Genomic DNA, 16176 nt, shown 5'->3' with positions numbered 1-16176 from the left:
CGGTCAATAAACAGCCTGGGGGGTGCCGTCGAAGGGATTGAAGACCTTCTCCGGAAGCCGGGTCGGGAATGACATATAGACAAAAAGTACGCCGTCTTTCTCTTTCGTGGCCATCACTTTCATCAGGGTGTCTGGCGCGACGGCCACATGATCGGGGAGATGACCGGTCGACAGATTCTTCTTGGGAATGCTTTCGTCGAAGACGTACATCACGCGCTGGTTGGCTTCTGCAGGGCCTGTGTGATCGGCCCAGCGATCCCAGGCAAAGGCATTAAACGGCTGAGTCGATGCCGACTGAATGCCAGTATCCATGAAGGTCTTGCCAACGCCATTTTTCAATTTCGCCGCGCCTTTGGCTGTGACCATGGCGCGGCGATAGGCTTTGCCCTGGAAGCTGTTCATCTGCTTGAGTTCACCGAGGAAAGCAGTGGTAGCCGGCGTCGTCTGTCCGTTGCGCAAAGGCGCGTTGATTTCCCTTTCTCCAGCTTCGTTGTATTCGTTGATGCTCTGGTGTGTTTCGGCGTTTGAAGTCTGCAACAACGACGTCAGGCTGGCTGCGCTATCTCGCCGTTCGGTTTCGGATAGATCATCGGCGGTGCGGGGGTTGTCCAGAAATGCCTTCAACTGGGCCTCTGCATGGGCATACTTGCCACGAGTTGTGCTCAGGGATGGGCCGCCACCCTCCAGTCCTGGTTGGTCGACGATTTCCCACAAGCCGTAGGGGGTGCTTTTAACGGGATTGGAGCTTTTGAAGCCAAATGGATTGTCCGGATCGACAATCACCTTGGTGCCTAGTTGCTTATCGTCGCGAACCTGGAAGAACTCGTCAGCAATCTTGATGTATCGATTGCCTGAGGTGTCCAGATAAAGAAATGTCGAAGGATCGAACCTCAGCCGGCTTTCATCGACCCTTGCACGAGGGACGTCATGTGCGGGTATGACTTCACCTTTGCGAATGATGTCATAATTGATGGGGGCGGCTGGATCAATGACATATTTATCGTTGAGTTTGTAAATGCTTATGCCGCGTTTGATCTGCACCTGGATGCCTGAAAACCGCTCCAGTTCTCCATCTTTGGTCTCTCTCCAAAGATAGCCGTTAAAGTTCGTGTCCACTTGCGCAAAACCCTGGTCGTCATATCGGATCTCGTACGAAGCTTCGACACTTCTGAAATTTACGTCTGGGATGAGCAAATCCTTGAACAAAGCTTCAATGGCATCATGGCTGAAGGTTTGCGTTGCGACTTCCGATATTCGCGCTCTCAAGTCCGGGTCAGGGATGTGAGTTTCCAACTGAGCAATTTTTTGCGCTGGGTAACGGGAGATATCGGACGGGGCATTGCTCAGTTGAATCCTGCGGTCTCCTTCAGATTTCAGGATGATGGTGTAGTCATTCCTGAAAAGGTCCGCCTTGAAGACGCCAGAATATTTCACATCACCCTGTTCGCTCAGTTGTGCAAGTTCATCTCCTCTTGGCTGAAAAGTCGACTTTTTGTCTACCCAAGATACCGAGAACTGATCTGTCAGGCCTGGCCTGGCTACAGAGCCCTGATACGAGGCCTCCGGGATGGGTTGATCGCGCAGTAACGTATCAAATACACCAAGCTTGGGCCAGCGCAGGCCAAAGCGCTGCGATACTGGCTTTGTTGTCGGCCGAGAGATACCTGGGGAGGCCTGGCTGGCGCCAGGCTTGCCTCCCCGGCCCGATAAGGGAATGCCGATCCTGACTTTTCCGTCGGGACCTCGTTGACGAACGAGCTTTTGCAGAAAGCCTGGGGAATGAACCCTGCCGGGGTCGCGGGTTGGTTTTACGCCGCCTCTCGCCAGCATGGCCGGGTCGGGCAGCAACCCGGTGAGCGCGGAAAGACCATACTCTCTGGCTGAATCGGTGTCGCCTTGTTGCCATGAAGAGTAAGCATTCAATAGTCTGTGTGAGACATCGGACAGAACGATCACTGGACCAGCATAGGGAACAAAACTCAGTATCCCTTTTGCTATTTGAACAAAATCTTTCAGATTCTCTAATTTTTTTTCTTTTTTTGAGATCGTCTGGCTGTCGGTGGCCCTTTTTAATTGCAGTAGCTTGGCGTGGCTTGCTTTGTCGAAAAAGTTGCCTTTTACGCGGCGCAGTTCTGTTCTTGCAGCCGACGCCCCCTTGTGTATGCGGTTGATGAAGAGATCCAATTGCTTTTTATCGTAGATAGGTATTCTGGATCTTAGAAAATCTTGCCATGACGCTGCTGGTACAGCACTTTCTCCTCCGTGCCCCGACGGCATCTCGAGTTCGTCTTCAGTCTTGCTGGAGATCGCCTTGAGAAATGTCGCCATCTTTGAATTGTTGTCAAAAGTACGGAAGTTCTTGCCATCAGGTGCGCCGGGCATGAAGACAATGAGTTTGTTGGAGCCGCGTTGCGTGAAGATGAACACGTCGATCAAGCTGTTGCCTTCGATCAGCAACTCCTGAAACTCCAGCGGAGAGGTCTTGTTCGATTGTTGAGCATCAATGAATGCCGATAGCAAGCGATACTCGTCGTCAGAGATATCTCCATTCATCTTGGCATAAAGGATCTCATAATCCAGGTTGGCCTTGTTGAGCTTCATGAGCTCTTGCGAGTGCTTGAGTTTTCCGGTCTCAGGTACCACCAGTCTCCTGTCGAGCATCGCATTGTATTGCTCGCCTAGATCCAACTGCTTGGACAACTGGGTCACATAGTCGGCCGTGAATGCCGCCGGAACCGGTTCGCCATCCGAAGAGGATATCCGTGCCTGGGAAAAGTCGGGGACGAGCTCGGGGAGCTTGTACTGGAGCGCCGTGACTAGTGGAATTTTGGGCCAGGATTCAGGAGGTGTCTCCATGGCACCTGCGCCCGGTGGCATGAATGACTTTGAGGAGGGTATGGCTACGACCAATCTATTGATATTTATTTTTTCGGATAGATCGTTCCTGATCTTCTCACGTATTTTTCTGGATGAAAATTGATTGAGGTTTGGAACATCGCCAGCAATTTTGACGTATTCGTTCTCCTTGGTCTTGTAGATGGTGAGAAGCTGGATAAGATGCTTATACTCAGGATGGTTCTTGATTTTATCCGGGATGGTGCTTTCAACGAGCAGCTGATTGTCTCGGATGGTTTCCAGCTCCATGGATTGTTCGCCCAAGGACGTGCTGAAATACTTGTTGATCGGTTGCGGTGTGCCGTCACTTTCCGAGATAACTTGCTTGTATGCGCTAAATTGGCTCTCGGCCACATATGAGAAAACGTTGCCATTTATGGGTTTAACATGGAATGAGAGTTGCGGCTGACCAAGGGCATCGACAGCAATGCTTGATCTCAGTTGCTCCGCCGTCTCGTGAGGGAGTTGATCAAGCAGGGCTGTTGTAAACGTGCTGTCTGACTTCAGCTCCCTGGTAAGCCATTGTTGAGCCTGCTCCAGGGTCTGGAATTCACGAAGTCCTCCTTGTTCGCCAGGAATATGCAGCACGGCAGTGCCTGTAGCGCGTGGCGAATGACTTTGATGAGCCGTCATGGCCACGATGTTGAGGGGTACATGGCTGGTAATGCCATCTATATCTGTAGATTCAAACGTGAGTCCGTACGTGCCTTTGGCCACGCGATCCTTGGCGTCAGGCCGAATCAGGATTTGATTCACCACGTCGTACCCATCCAGGGTGAGCTTGTCGTTCTTGTGGAGAAAGTCAGCGTTCTCGCGGATGGATTTCGTGATCTGGTCCTGATGTTGTTTTTTGGGGCTGCCTACCGTATTGCTGGGAGCCAGCCATTGTTGGTCGAGATCGGCGAGCAAGGTCTGTCTTGCCTGGGCCTGTTGCGCCGGATCGCTTAATGGCACCCAACGCGCACGTGCTGTGCTGACATCGGGAAGCCCGGCCAGATAGGCAGGCGTTGCGTTGAGCATTCGTGAAGCTCGGGTGCCGTTGGGGGCGGAATGCTTGAGCAGGGCGCGGACGAATTGGGATCTTGAGAATGCGGTGCTGCGGCCGATTGGCGTGATGGCCAACGGGATACCTCGTGGTTGCCGCGAGGTAGTTTCGTCCTGAGTGGGCATTGCGTTTGGGGAGATGGCGCGATCGATGCGCATGGTGCACTCCTTGTGGGGCTTCTTGGGGTAAAGCGTGTAGCCCGAGCCTGGGTATCGTTCAGCTTGAGCGGGTTCGGTGCTGCAAGCCGGTAGCTGCGTGACTCGGCGATAACACAATGCTCGATTTTGCGCGGGCCGTGTGGTGGTTATTTATAGGAAATGCTTTCCGTAGTTTCAGCTCTGGTCGGCAGCTGCTTTTTCGGAGAACAGGTCGGTCCTGGACAGGCTCCCGTACGAGATGGGTCTCACCTCTCATGGTGGTTGATGTAGGTGACCAGTCCTGTCCGTTTATCTGCCTTGCCGCACGTCTTGCGGCGAGGCTTTTGTCCTATGCGGGAGGCGGCCTGCTCTGGCCCTCGGCGTCAGCAAGTGTCGATTTTCCGCCATAAGCCTCCCTTGGCGCTGTGGACAGGGTGTCAAGAAAGCGCCGCCATGCGGGCGCAAAGGGGCGCGGGCGGGGGCGGATTGGCTTGTTTCCGGAGGTGGCATGCAGATTGCTACGAGCCATTCAGGTTTTCACGACTTTCGAGGTTATTCATGGCCAAGGCCGAATCCCCTGTTGAAGCCCCTGCGAAATCGGGTGGCAATCGAGGATTGATCCTCATCTTGCTGGCGGCCCTGATCGTGGTTGGCGGTGTGGCTGGCTACGCGATCTTCGCGCTGCGTGGGCACGGTTCGGCAACCACCGGTACCGCAGCGGAGAAGCCGGAAAAGAAGACGCCTGAGCTTTACCTGCAACTGGATCCAGCCTTCGTCGTCAATTTCAAAAGTGACGAGCAGCAGAACTACCTGCAAGTGGGCGTCACGCTGATGTCGCATGATCCTGCCGCGATCGAGGCAGCCAAGAATGCCGATCCAGTCATTCGCAATGCCCTGGTTTTGCTGTTCAGCAGCCAGACCAGCGCCGACCTGAGTGACCTGCAGGGCAAGCAGAAGCTGCAGGCCAAGGCGCTCGATGCTGTGCGCAAGATTCTCAACGATCGTCTGGGTCGCCCGGGCATCGATGCGTTGTACTTCACCAGCTTCGTGATGCAGTGACGAGGGCCTTGCCATGAGCGACTTGCTCTCCCAGGAAGAGATCGACGCGCTGCTTAACGGCGTTGATGGCGGCACGGTCGAGACCGGGAGCGATGAGCCGCCGGAACCAGGTACGGCCATTTCCTATGATTTCACTCAGCAGGATCGCATCGTCCGGGGGCGCTTGCCGACCCTGGAAATGGTCAATGACCGTTTCGCACGCTTCTTCCGTACAGGCGTATTCAACGTGTTGCGCAAATCCTGCGAGGTGTCGGTCAACGGCGTGCGCATGGTCAAGTTCAGCGAATACGTGCATAGCTTGGCGGTGCCAAGCAACCTCAATCTGGTCAAGGTCAAGCCCCTGCGCGGTACTGGCTTGGTGGTGATCGAGCCGCGACTGGTCTTTTCCACGATCGATAACTTCTTTGGTGGTGACGGACGCTACCACGCGCGCATCGAGGGTCGCGATTTCACGCCCACTGAGAATCGCGTGATCCAGATCATGCTCAACGAGGTATTCACCGCGATGAGCGAGGCTTGGGCGCCAGTGCTGGCTTTGCAGTTCGAGTTCATCAACTCCGAGATCAATCCGCAGTTCGCCAATATCGTCAGCCCGACGGAGACCGTGGTGGTGTCACGGTTCCACGTCGAGTTGGACGGCGGCGGGGGGGAGATCCACCTGACGATGCCCTATTCGATGGTCGAGCCGATCCGCACGCTGCTCGATGCCGGTGTACAGAGCGATCGTATGGAGCGCGATGACCGCTGGATCGAGTGCTTGCACGAAGAAGTCATGGATGCCGAGGTCGAACTGTCCTCGTTGCTGCTGGAGACCCAGATCAGCATCGGTGACTTCCTGCAATTGCGCCCCGGGGACGTGATCCCAGTGCAACTGCCGGATCTGGCTACCGTGTTTGCCGAGGATATACCGATTTTTCGTGGCCGTTACGGACAGTCCAATGGACGTAGCTCCGTGCGATTCCAGGGACCTGCGGCGCGTCGTGGCATGCGCCTGGCCAGCAATGATTCCTTTACCGAGACCCACCCTGTATGACGCACTCCGACGCAGCCACGGCCGAAATGGCCGGCAATGACCTCGATGGTATCCATCGCCTGGGCGGTGAATCCGACGTCAACCTTGACATGATTCTGGATGTGCCAGTCACGCTGGCCATGGAAGTGGGACGTACCCGAATCAGCATCCGCAACCTGTTACAGCTCAACCAGGGTTCGGTGGTCGAGCTCGATCGTGCCGCGGGGGAACCGCTGGACGTGTTCGTCAACGGCACCTTGGTCGCGCATGGCGAGGTGGTGGTGATCAATGAAAAGTTCGGCATTCGCCTGACTGACGTGATCAGCCCCTCCGAGCGTGTGCGCAAGCTGCGCTGATCGATGGACATGGACATGGACATGGACATGATGCTTGCCCTTGTCGCCAGCACGCCCATCGCCGGTGCTCCCGACGTCAATGTGGGCGGAGAGCTCCTGCGCGTGGTGCTGAGCCTGGGCGCGATCATCGCGGTGATCCTTGCTGCCGGCTGGATGACACGGCGCATGCAGGGGCGTACCCAGCCCGGCGGCCGCCGTATCCGCTGCGTGGAGAGCTTTGCCGTGGGTGCGCGCGATCGTCTGCTGTTGGTGGAGGCCGATGGTAAGCGCCTGCTCATCGGTGCGGGGCAGGGAGGCATGCGCACCCTGCATGTCTATGAGGGCGAAGTCCAGGTGCCGTCCTCGCCTGCAGCGCAGAACGTGCCGAATTTTGGCGAGTTGCTCAATCGCTGGAAGCGCAAGTGATGAAATGCTTTCGTATGTTCCTGGTGCTGGCCTTGTTGTTTTCACCGCTGGCAGCCTTCGCACAGCAGTCGCCGGGTATTCCCGTGTTGACTGTGCAGAATGCCGGCGGCGCGCAGAACTGGACGCTGTCGCTGCAGGTGCTGGCGCTGCTGACTGTGCTGACGTTGTTGCCGGCCGTATTGCTGATGATGACCTCGTTCACGCGCATCGTGATCGTGCTCGGCTTCCTGCGCCAGGCGCTGGGCACTCAGTCCACGCCGCCGAACCAGGTGATCCTGGGGTTGTCGTTGTTCCTGACCCTGTTCGTGATGTCACCCGTGCTCAACAAGGCGTATCAGGATGGCTTGAAGCCCTATATGGATGGCCAGATGGCTGCCGAGCAGGCGTTGGACGCGACCACGGCGCCGTTCAAGCGCTTCATGCTCGATCAGACGCGTGACTCGGACCTGCAGCTGTTCACCAAGCTGGCCGGCGAGAAGCCTTACGCGAGCAAGGACGACGTGCCGCTGCGCGTTGCCATGCCTTCGTTCGTCACCAGCGAGCTGAAAACCGCATTCCAGATGGGCTTTTTGTTGTTCATTCCTTTCCTGATCATCGACTTGGTGGTAGCGAGCGTGCTGATGTCGATGGGCATGATGATGGTCTCACCAGTCACTATCTCGCTGCCGTTCAAGATCATGCTGTTCGTGCTGGTCGATGGCTGGTCGCTGCTGTTGGGTACGTTGGCGGGGAGTTTCTACTGATGACTCCGCTCGGTGTGGCTTTCGTCGGCGGCGTTGAAGCGCGGGCCGGGAAATGGGAGGCGTGTAGCGGGGACGCGAACGTCGAACACGCGGGCCGGCATTCATGGTGCGACAGTGCTCGCGCGGCGTGCCGCGGTGCGCTTCTATCGAACGAACAGGCGGCCCCACAACCGGCCTCTCATCGTCCCTGCATGATTACTTCGGTCTCCAGGACCTGACACCATGACCCCCGAATCCGTCATCGAGTTTGGCCAGCACGCCCTCTACGTGGCCATGCTCATAGCCGCTCCGCTGCTGCTCACCGCACTGGCGGTGGGTTTGCTGATTGGTGTGATCCAGGCGGCGACGCAGATCAATGAAATGACGCTGAGCTTCATTCCCAAGCTCATTGCGATGGCATGCGTGGGCCTGATCACCGGGCCTTGGATGCTGCGTACGATGGTGCAGTTCACGCGGCACCTGATCGAGGGGCTGCCGGGGGCAGTTAAGTGACCACGATCCAGCTTGTCCAACTGCAGGCGTGGCTGGGCGGCCTGTTGTGGGCATTCGGCCGCGTCAGTGGCATGTGCCTGGTGGCGCCGGTCTTCAGCGCGACGATGATTCCGATGCGTATTCGCCTTATCGTCGCCCTGGTTCTGACGGCCGTGCTGGCGCCACTGGCGCCCACACAGGTGGATCTGCTGACCGGCGAAGGTTTTGTGACCATGGCCTCGCAACTGCTGATCGGTGTGGCCATCGGCTTCGTGTTGCAACTGGCCTTCCAGGCCGTACAGTTCGGTGCGCAGTTGATCTCGCAGAGTATGAACCTGGGGTTTGCCGAATCGATCAACCCGCTGGCTGGTGGCAGCTCCGCGGTGCTCGGCCAGATCTACGGCCTGCTGGTGACGCTGTTATTTCTGGCCATGGACGGTCATCTGCATCTGATCCAACTGCTGGCCGATAGCTTCCATTCATTGCCGCCGGGCGTTGCCACGGTAAGTGCGGATGGTCTGCACGCCATTGCCTCGTTCGGTACGCAGTTTTTTGCCGGTGCCGTGCGTGTGGCCTTGCCGGCCATGACCTCCTTGCTGGTGGTAAACATCGGCTTCGCTGCGATCAGTCGCGCGGCGCCTTCCATGAACTTGTTCGCGGTGGGGTTTCCGATCACCGTGACGCTGGGCTTCATCGCCCTGTGGCTGTCACTGCGTAGCCTCCACGGTGCCTTCGATGCCATCCAGGAATCGGCCTGGTCGCTAATGCGCGAGCTAGTGGGAGGCTGAGACGATGGCCGACCAGGAGCAGGAAGATCGCACCGAACAACCCTCTGAAAAACGTATTCGCGAAGCGCGCGAAAAGGGTGACGTTCCCCGATCGCGAGATTTGTCCGGTGCTCTGGTCACGCTGGGGGCAATGAGCGCGCTGGTGTCGACCGGGCCGAGCGCGATGGAGCACATGCGCACCATCTATCGGCTTGGCTTGAGCTATTCCCGTGATGCGCTGTTTTCGGGCAACCTGGCCGGCCATGCCTTCTATAGCGCTGCGCATGAAGCGATCGCCATCGTCGCGCCGGTCGCCGCGGCAACTGTGCTGGCCGCGGTCGCCGCACCCACGTTGCTGGGCGGGCTGAATTTCAGCGCCGAAGCCTTGCAGCCCAAGTTCGAGCGCCTGGACCCGATTAGCGGACTCGGCAAGATCTTTGCCATGCGTGGCCTGGTGGAACTTGGCAAATCGTTGCTCAAGCTGGTGCTGATCGGGGCGGCGCTGGTGATCCTGATGCGAAACTGGCAGCCGGAGATGATGCAGACCGGACGGGGTGTGGTCGGGGTCGGTATCGCCCAGTCGATCAGCCTGCTCGGCAGAGCCGGATTGGTCTTCGGTGTGATCCTGGCGCTGCTGGGCGGAGTGGATGCGCTATGGCAGCGTTTCGACTACGGCCGACGGCAGCGCATGACCAAGCAGGAGCTGCGCGATGAACACAAGGAGCAGGAGGGCAGTCCCGAGCTCAAGGGACGCATTCGCCAGGTCCAGCAGCAGATGTCCCGTCGCCGCATGATGCAAGAGCTGCCCAAGGCCGACGTCGTCATCACCAACCCGACCCACTTCGCTGTCGCGCTGCAATACGACGACGGACGCATGCGTGCACCCAAGGTGATCGCCAAGGGCGTGGACGTCCTGGCACTGCAAATTCGGCACGTGGCCGCCGGCCATCGCATCCCCACCGTCGAAGCGCCGCCGTTGGCACGCGCTTTGTATGCGACTACCGATATCGGACGGGAGGTGCCTGCTGCACTTTACGTGGCCGTAGCCCAGGTGCTGGCCTACGTTTACCAAGTAAAACAGGCACTTGCGCATGGCGTGAGCCCGCCCGAGCCACCCCGGCCCGACGTCGATCCTGAACTGATGGGCCCGTATCGCGACAATTGATTGACGGATGACACATGGCCGCCGCTGGTGCTCTCGAAACTCTGAAACAAGCTGGACGCAGGGGAGCAGGCGCTCCGGTCATCATGCTGGCGATGCTGGCCATGATGATGCTGCCACTTCCGCCCTTCATTCTGGACATGCTTTTCAGCTTCAACATCGCCTTGTCGCTGGTGATCTTGCTGGCGGTGATCTACGTCATGCGGCCGCTGGAGTTCGCCGCGTTTCCCACCGTGGTGCTCATGGCCACGTTGCTGCGCCTGGCGCTGAACATCGCCTCGACCCGCGTGGTTCTGCTGCACGGCCATGACGGCCCAGGGGCCGCCGGCAAGGTGATCGAGGCCTTTGGCGAATTCGTCATCGGTGGCAACTTCGCCGTCGGCCTGGTCGTATTCGCAATCCTGACCATCATCAACTTCGTAGTGATTACCAAGGGCGCTACCCGCGTGTCGGAAGTGACCGCGCGCTTCACCCTCGATTCGATGCCCGGCAAGCAGATGGCGATCGACGCCGACCTCAACGCCGGCCTGCTGACCCAGGAACAGGCACGCGAGCGTCGCCAGGAAGTACGCGAGGAGGCGGATTTCTACGGTTCGATGGATGGTGCATCCAAGTTCGTTCGCGGTGATGCCACCGCCGGTATCCTGATCCTGCTCATCAATATTGTCGGCGGCTTCTTCGTCGGCGTCATGCAGCATGGCCTCTCGGCTGGCGAAGCGGCGCGCACGTACACGTTGCTCACCATCGGTGATGGCTTGGTGGCGCAGGTGCCCTCGCTGATGCTGTCGATTGCCACCGCCGTGATCGTCACGCGCGTGTCGCGTTCGGAAGACATGGGCAAGCAACTGGTCGGGCAGGTGTTCGGCCAGCCGCGTGCGCTGATGGTGGCGGGTGCCGTGCTGGGCGTAATGGGCTTGATCCCGGGCATGCCTAACATCGCCTTCCTGCTGCTCGGCGCCACCTGCGCCGGTTCGGCCTGGTTGATGATCAAGCGCAAGCGCGAGGCTGAAGAGCGCCTGGCCGCCCAACCCGTGGAAGCTCTGCCGGCACCACCCTCGGGCGAAAAGCTGGAGCTGGGCTGGGACGACGTCGCCAGCGTCGACCCAGTAGGCCTGGAGGTGGGGTACCGGCTGATCCCGCTGGTGGACAAGGCCCAGGGTGGCGAACTGATGGGGCGCATCAAGTCGGTGCGGCGCAAGCTATCGCAGGAGCTGGGTTTCCTGGTCCCGGCCGTGCACATTCGCGACAACCTGGACCTGGGGCCCAACGCATACCGCATCACCCTGATGGGCGTACCGATGGGGGAGGCCGAGGTTTATAACGAGCGCCTGCTGGCGATCAACCCCGGGCGCGTGCATGGCACCTTACAAGGCATCGCCACGCAGGACCCGGCGTTCGGCTTGGAGGCGGTGTGGATCGAGGCGGGCCAGCGTGATCACGCGCAGAGCCTGGGCTATACCGTGGTCGATCCGGCCACGGTGATCGCCACGCACATGTCGCACATCCTGGGCGGTCACGCGCACGAATTGCTTAGCCACCAGGACGTCCAGCAGTTGCTCGATCGTTTGGCCGCCAGCGCGCCCAAGCTGGTCGAGGACCTGGTGCCCAAGCGCCTGTCGCTGGGCGTGGTAGTGAAGGTGTTGCAGAACCTGCTTGCCGAGCGGGTGCCGATTCGAAATATGCGCAGCATTGTCGAATCCTTGGCGGAACATGCCGGCCAGAGTCAGGATCCCGGCGCACTGACCGCCGCGGTGCGCGTCACCCTGGGCCGCCAGATCGTCCAGGAGATCGCTGGCCTGGGTACCGAAATTCCCGTCATCACGTTGGCACCGGAACTGGAGCAGATCCTTATGGGTTCGCTTGGAAACGCAGGCGCGGCGGGCGCTGCGGTGGAACCGGGGCTCGCCGACCGCTTGCAGCAGAGCGTCGCCGAGGCCGCGCGACGCCAGGATCAGAGCGGCGAACCGGCCGTCCTGCTGGTGCCGCCGCAACTTCGTCCATGGCTCGCGCGCTTCACTCGCCACGTGGCACAGAACCTGCACGTACTGGCCTACAACGAGGTGCCTGACAACCGCCGGGTCCGGCTGGTACAGGCACTGGGTCGCTGATTTGAACGAGGGACGAGGGATGAGTAGCGAGGGCGTCACCATGAACCGGTATCGCGAATCCGCACAGACGGTATTTCCGCGCGGTATCGGCCGTGCGCCCTCGCTACTCGCCCCTCGTCCCCATGTCCTGGGTGCGCAAGCATGAAGATCAAACGTTTCGTTGCTGCCGACATGCGTCAGGCGATGCGCGAGGTCCGCGAGGAACAGGGACCGGACGCCGTCATCCTTTCGACGCGTCGACTCGATGACGGTATCGAGATCATTGCGGCGGTCGATTATGACGAGGCGCTGGTGCGCGAGGCTGCGCGCCATGGCATGCCCATGCCGGAGGCCTCCACGGCCATGCCGGTGGCGCCGCCCGCTGCCCGACCTGAACGCACGCCTCTGCTGACGCGGGCCAAGCAGGCGATGGCCGCAGCCACGCATGCGGCCGCGCCGGCATCCACTGCCGCACCTGTGCAGGCGAGTGCGCCCGAACCGCGGCCGCCGGTCGCCGCGCCGGTGGTCACACGGCAGCCCGACGCGACGCCGCCTGCCGCCCAGATGACCGCGCCGGTCGCGGCGCCCAGTGCGCCGCCGGTGATCGAACCGATGGTCCTGGCGATGCCACCGATACGTGAGACCTTGCCGCCGCAGGCCAGTGCCCTCCAGCCACCACAACCAGCGCGTGTGGAGCCAGCACCGATCCAGTCGATGCTCGAGCGCGCCGCGAAGGACAATGCACGCATGCGCGCCGAATTGGGCGATCTGCGTTCGATGCTGGAAACCCAACTGTCGAGCTTGGCCTGGAACGACATGGAGCGCCGTCACCCGCTTCGTGCGCGCATCCTGCGTGATCTGACGCGGCTGGGTATCGAAGCCGATGTCGCCCGTCAGTTGATTGACGAACTACCTGATCAGATCAGTACTGAACAGGCGCGCTATCTTCCATTGGGCGTGCTCAGTCGCAGCCTGGCGGTTAGCGGCCGCGACTTGGCCGCCACTGGCGGCGTGATCGCCCTGGTGGGACCGACCGGCGTGGGCAAGACCACGACGATCGCCAAGCTGGCGGCCCGTGCAGTGCTGCGCCACGGCGCGCAACAGGTCGCGCTGATCAGCACCGACAACTACCGCATCGGTGCCGCCGCGCAATTGGAGCACTACGGCCGGTTGCTTGGCGTGCGCGTATTCCCCGCGCACGATGCGGTAAGCCTGCGCCAGGTACTGACCTCCCTGCGTGGCCGTGCTGCCGTGCTGGTGGATACTGCGGGCGTGGCCGGTAACGATCCGCGCCTGCAACAACAGATTGAACTACTCCAGGATGTGGGCGAAGTGCGAGTCTGCGTGGCCATGGCCGCCAACACGCAGGCACAGGCGCTGGACGCCACGATTCGCGCCTACCTGCCGCTTAAGCCACAGGCCTGCATCCTGACCAAGCTGGACGAAACGCCCAACCTGGGCGGCGCCCTGTCCACACTGATCCGGCATCACCTGCCGCTCGATTACGTCACTGACGGCCAGCGTGTGCCCGAGGACATCGCCGCCGCCGATGCGCGCGCGCTGGTGTGTCGTGCGGCGCAGGCCCTGAAGACCGGCGGCGACGCCGAGGACGCCACTATGGCCGAGCGTTTCGGCCTCAGCATCGCGAGTGCATGACCCAATGGGAACCTTGGCAATGAATCAGGCGTGGGGTTTGCGACAGATGTTTCCAGCTTTGGCGGCGCTGCGCACGCGTGATGCCCACGTGAGTGAGCACCTGCGCGCGGACCAGGCGACGGGATTGAACCAGGGCGTGGCCCGTCCGCGCAGCCGCGCGATCACCGTCGCTGGCGGCAAGGGTGGCGTCGGCAAGTCGACCGTCGCGGTCAACCTGGGCATGGCACTGTCGATGGCCGGGCATCGCACCATGCTGCTCGATGCGGACATGGGGCTGGCCAATGTCGACGTGCTGCTGGGCCTGACTCCGGCACGTCACATCGGTCACTTGCTGGATGGCACCTGCACGCTGGCGGAACTGATTGTCACCGCGCCGCATGGCTTGCAGATCGTCCCGGCCGGTTCGGGTGCGCGCCGGTTGGCACAGTTGAGCAATCCCGAGCACGCGGCAGTGATCCGGGCCTTCGACGAACTGCCGTTGCCGCCGGAGTACCTGCTGGTGGATACCGCGGCGGGCGTGTCTGACAGCGTAGCGATGTTTGCCGCCGCTGCCGACGACGTGATCCTGGTGGTGTGCGACGAGCCGGCCTCGCTGACCGATGCCTACGCCTTGATCAAGGTGCTCAGTCGCGACTTCGGCGTGCGCCGGTATCGCGTGGTGGCCAACATGGTTCGCCACGCTGGTGAGGCCAAGCATCTGTTCGAAAAGCTTTCCCGGGTGAGCGACCGGTTTCTGGATGTGTCACTGGATTTCATGGGCCTGATCCCTCATGACGAGTACCTGCGCCGCGCCATCCGCCGCCAGTGCGCGGTCGTCGATGCCGCGCCAGGCAGCCGATCGGGACAGGCATTCAAGCAATTGGCGGGTGCGGTCGATAACTGGGGTAAACCCGAATACCCCAATCACGACCGGATCGCCTTCTTTGGCGGTCAGGCGGCTATGGAGCCGGACCTGGAAGGTATGGGGTGGGCGAGATGAGCGTGGCTTCCGAATATCTGCAACTCCAACGTGAAAGCACCGAAGACATGGTGCGTCAGCACGCGCCTCTGGTGCGTCGTATTGCCTATCACCTGATGGGCAGGCTGCCTTCGAGCGTGGACGTGGACGACCTGGTGCAGGCTGGCATGATCGGCTTGCTCGAAGCGGCGCGTAACTACGCGACGGACCGTTCGGCCAGTTTCGAAACCTACGCCGGTATCCGCATCCGTGGCGCCATGCTCGATGAGCTGCGCAAGACTGACTGGACGCCGCGCTCGGTACACCGCAAGTTGCGCGAAGTGACCGAGGTGGTGCGCCAGATCGAGAACGAGACCGGGGCCGATGCCACGGACGCCGACGTGATCCGGCGCATGGGCATCAGCGCGCAGGAATACCACCAGATCCTGGCCGATGCGACCAGTGCTCGGTTGCTCAGCCTGACCGCGCCGGACGATGACGAGGGTGGTACCGCGCTCGACGTGGTCGACCAGGAAGGCCTGGAACCCCAGGATCGTGTCGAACAGGAAGGTATGCGTGAAGCGCTGATCGAAGCAATCTCCGGCCTGCCCGAACGCGAACAACTGGTGATGTCGCTGTATTACGAACAGGAATTGAACCTGAAGGAAATCGGTGCCGTGCTCGGCGTGACCGAATCACGCGTGTGCCAGATCCACGGCCAGGCGTTGATCAGGCTGCGTTCGCGCATGAGCGGTTGGCGCGATGGTACCGATGGCGCGCCCAAAGGGCGCAAAGCTTCAAGGGGCTAGGGGCGAATAAAGAGGGCACAAGCTCGAAAGTGATCGACATGCGCGGACTATGCACCCTCGCTACTCGCTCGCCCCTGTCGACGAATCGAAACGCTTAGCGGAGAAAGCGACGTTGGACAAGAACATGAAAATCCTGGTGGTCGATGACTTTTCCACCATGCGGCGCATCGTTCGCAACCTGCTGGTCGAGCTTGGGTTTTCCAACCCGCTGATCCAGGAGGCCGAGGACGGCAACAATGCGCTGAGCATGCTCAAGGAAATGCCCTTCGACCTGGTGGTGACCGACTGGAATATGCCCAATATGACTGGCATCGACCTGTTGCGAGCCATTCGCGCCGAACCATCTCTGAAAGGCATGCCGGTGCTTATGGTGACCGCCGAGAACAATCGAGACCAGATCATCGCCGCCGCGCAGGCCGGTGTGAACGGTTACATCGTCAAGCCTTTCACGGCAATCACGCTGAAGGAAAAGCTCGACAAGATCTTCGAGCGGCTTGCCGCGCAGGGAGCCACCGCATGAACAGTTCGTCTTTGCTTCTTTCCGGACAGTCGCTGCCGGCCGAATTGCAGCAGTTGCTCAATAGTGCCGATCGCGCTGACTTTGAACTGGCTCTGGATGCGCTCGCGCGCCAGCG

15 protein-coding genes are annotated in these 16176 nt (G+C 60.2%); 14 read left to right on the top strand and 1 reads right to left on the bottom strand.

The window, feature by feature from the left end; all coding sequences use genetic code 11:
- Positions 1–3 precede the first annotated feature (3 nt).
- Positions 4–4098, bottom strand: a complete 4095-nt coding sequence (locus VF436_RS18340; RefSeq protein WP_330905486.1) for a dermonecrotic toxin domain-containing protein — start codon at positions 4096–4098, stop codon at positions 4–6.
- A 537-nt stretch (positions 4099–4635) separates the two neighbouring features.
- Here VF436_RS18340 and VF436_RS18335 point away from each other — a divergent pair.
- The 14 genes from VF436_RS18335 (at position 4636) to VF436_RS18270 (ending at position 16061) form a co-directional block, all read left to right on the top strand.
- Positions 4636–5136, top strand: coding sequence for a flagellar basal body-associated FliL family protein (locus tag VF436_RS18335; RefSeq protein WP_330905485.1), 501 nt, complete (start codon positions 4636–4638; stop codon positions 5134–5136).
- Between the two features lie 13 nt (positions 5137–5149).
- Entirely contained in the window at positions 5150–6169 is a 1020-nt protein-coding gene (gene fliM, locus VF436_RS18330) for a flagellar motor switch protein FliM (RefSeq protein ID WP_330905484.1), read from the top strand.
- Between the two features lie 26 nt (positions 6170–6195).
- Complete coding sequence (fliN, locus tag VF436_RS18325) at positions 6196–6504, top strand: flagellar motor switch protein FliN (protein ID WP_330905533.1); 309 nt, start codon at positions 6196–6198, stop codon at positions 6502–6504.
- A gap of 27 nt (positions 6505–6531) precedes the next feature.
- Positions 6532–6909, top strand: coding sequence for a FliO/MopB family protein (locus VF436_RS18320; RefSeq protein ID WP_330905483.1), 378 nt, complete (start codon positions 6532–6534; stop codon positions 6907–6909).
- Positions 6909–7652 carry a flagellar type III secretion system pore protein FliP gene (fliP, locus tag VF436_RS18315; protein WP_330905482.1) on the top strand — a complete coding sequence of 248 codons (744 nt, stop codon included), beginning with the start codon at positions 6909–6911 and terminating at the stop codon, positions 7650–7652. Before VF436_RS18320 ends, fliP begins: the two co-directional genes overlap by 1 nt.
- Before the next feature lie 222 nt (positions 7653–7874).
- The gene (gene fliQ, locus VF436_RS18310) at positions 7875–8144 is read left to right on the top strand and encodes a flagellar biosynthesis protein FliQ (RefSeq protein WP_330905481.1); all 270 of its coding nucleotides are present in this window, start codon (positions 7875–7877) and stop codon (positions 8142–8144) included.
- Positions 8141–8911 (top strand): flagellar biosynthetic protein FliR, encoded by a 771-nt coding sequence (gene fliR / locus VF436_RS18305; RefSeq protein ID WP_330905480.1) that lies wholly within the window; start codon positions 8141–8143, stop codon positions 8909–8911. Before fliQ ends, fliR begins: the two co-directional genes overlap by 4 nt.
- A gap of 4 nt (positions 8912–8915) precedes the next feature.
- Positions 8916–10055: a flagellar biosynthesis protein FlhB gene (flhB, locus tag VF436_RS18300; protein ID WP_330905479.1), complete on the top strand. Its 1140-nt coding sequence runs from the start codon at positions 8916–8918 to the stop codon at positions 10053–10055.
- A gap of 14 nt (positions 10056–10069) precedes the next feature.
- The gene (gene flhA, locus VF436_RS18295; RefSeq protein ID WP_330905478.1) at positions 10070–12160 is read left to right on the top strand and encodes a flagellar biosynthesis protein FlhA; all 2091 of its coding nucleotides are present in this window, start codon (positions 10070–10072) and stop codon (positions 12158–12160) included.
- 19 nt (positions 12161–12179) lie between these two features.
- Positions 12180–12305, top strand: coding sequence for a hypothetical protein (locus VF436_RS18290; protein WP_330905477.1), 126 nt, complete (start codon positions 12180–12182; stop codon positions 12303–12305).
- A complete protein-coding gene (flhF, locus tag VF436_RS18285) occupies positions 12302–13795 on the top strand; it encodes a flagellar biosynthesis protein FlhF (RefSeq protein ID WP_330905476.1) in 1494 nt (497 codons plus the stop codon). The genes VF436_RS18290 and flhF overlap by 4 nt, the downstream gene beginning before the upstream one ends.
- Positions 13796–13814: 19 nt before the next feature.
- Entirely contained in the window at positions 13815–14774 is a 960-nt protein-coding gene (locus VF436_RS18280) for a MinD/ParA family protein (protein ID WP_330905475.1), read from the top strand.
- Positions 14771–15541: an RNA polymerase sigma factor FliA gene (locus VF436_RS18275; RefSeq protein WP_330905474.1), complete on the top strand. Its 771-nt coding sequence runs from the start codon at positions 14771–14773 to the stop codon at positions 15539–15541. The genes VF436_RS18280 and VF436_RS18275 overlap by 4 nt, the downstream gene beginning before the upstream one ends.
- Before the next feature lie 112 nt (positions 15542–15653).
- Entirely contained in the window at positions 15654–16061 is a 408-nt protein-coding gene (locus tag VF436_RS18270) for a chemotaxis response regulator CheY (protein WP_330905473.1), read from the top strand.
- Positions 16062–16176: the final 115 nt, after the last annotated feature.

It is taken from the genome of Dyella sp. (assembly GCF_036384435.1).
Classification (GTDB): Bacteria; Pseudomonadota; Gammaproteobacteria; order Xanthomonadales; family Rhodanobacteraceae; genus GSA-30.
This window is presented reverse-complemented; position numbering and strand designations above follow the sequence as displayed.

Bases quoted from the DNA above. Each gene is read 5' to 3' on its own strand.
- VF436_RS18340 (WP_330905486.1), bottom strand. From the start codon at position 4,098: ATGCGCATCGATCGCGCCATCTCCCCAAACGCAATGCCCACTCAGGAC.
- VF436_RS18335 (WP_330905485.1), top strand. From the start codon at position 4,636: ATGGCCAAGGCCGAATCCCCTGTTGAAGCCCCTGCGAAATCGGGTGGC.
- fliM (WP_330905484.1), top strand. From the start codon at position 5,150: ATGAGCGACTTGCTCTCCCAGGAAGAGATCGACGCGCTGCTTAACGGC.
- fliN (WP_330905533.1), top strand. From the start codon at position 6,196: ATGGCCGGCAATGACCTCGATGGTATCCATCGCCTGGGCGGTGAATCC.
- VF436_RS18320 (WP_330905483.1), top strand. From the start codon at position 6,532: ATGATGCTTGCCCTTGTCGCCAGCACGCCCATCGCCGGTGCTCCCGAC.
- fliP (WP_330905482.1), top strand. From the start codon at position 6,909: ATGAAATGCTTTCGTATGTTCCTGGTGCTGGCCTTGTTGTTTTCACCG.
- fliQ (WP_330905481.1), top strand. From the start codon at position 7,875: ATGACCCCCGAATCCGTCATCGAGTTTGGCCAGCACGCCCTCTACGTG.
- flhB (WP_330905479.1), top strand. From the start codon at position 8,916: ATGGCCGACCAGGAGCAGGAAGATCGCACCGAACAACCCTCTGAAAAA.
- flhA (WP_330905478.1), top strand. From the start codon at position 10,070: ATGGCCGCCGCTGGTGCTCTCGAAACTCTGAAACAAGCTGGACGCAGG.
- VF436_RS18290 (WP_330905477.1), top strand. From the start codon at position 12,180: ATGAGTAGCGAGGGCGTCACCATGAACCGGTATCGCGAATCCGCACAG.
- flhF (WP_330905476.1), top strand. From the start codon at position 12,302: ATGAAGATCAAACGTTTCGTTGCTGCCGACATGCGTCAGGCGATGCGC.
- VF436_RS18280 (WP_330905475.1), top strand. From the start codon at position 13,815: ATGAATCAGGCGTGGGGTTTGCGACAGATGTTTCCAGCTTTGGCGGCG.
- VF436_RS18275 (WP_330905474.1), top strand. From the start codon at position 14,771: ATGAGCGTGGCTTCCGAATATCTGCAACTCCAACGTGAAAGCACCGAA.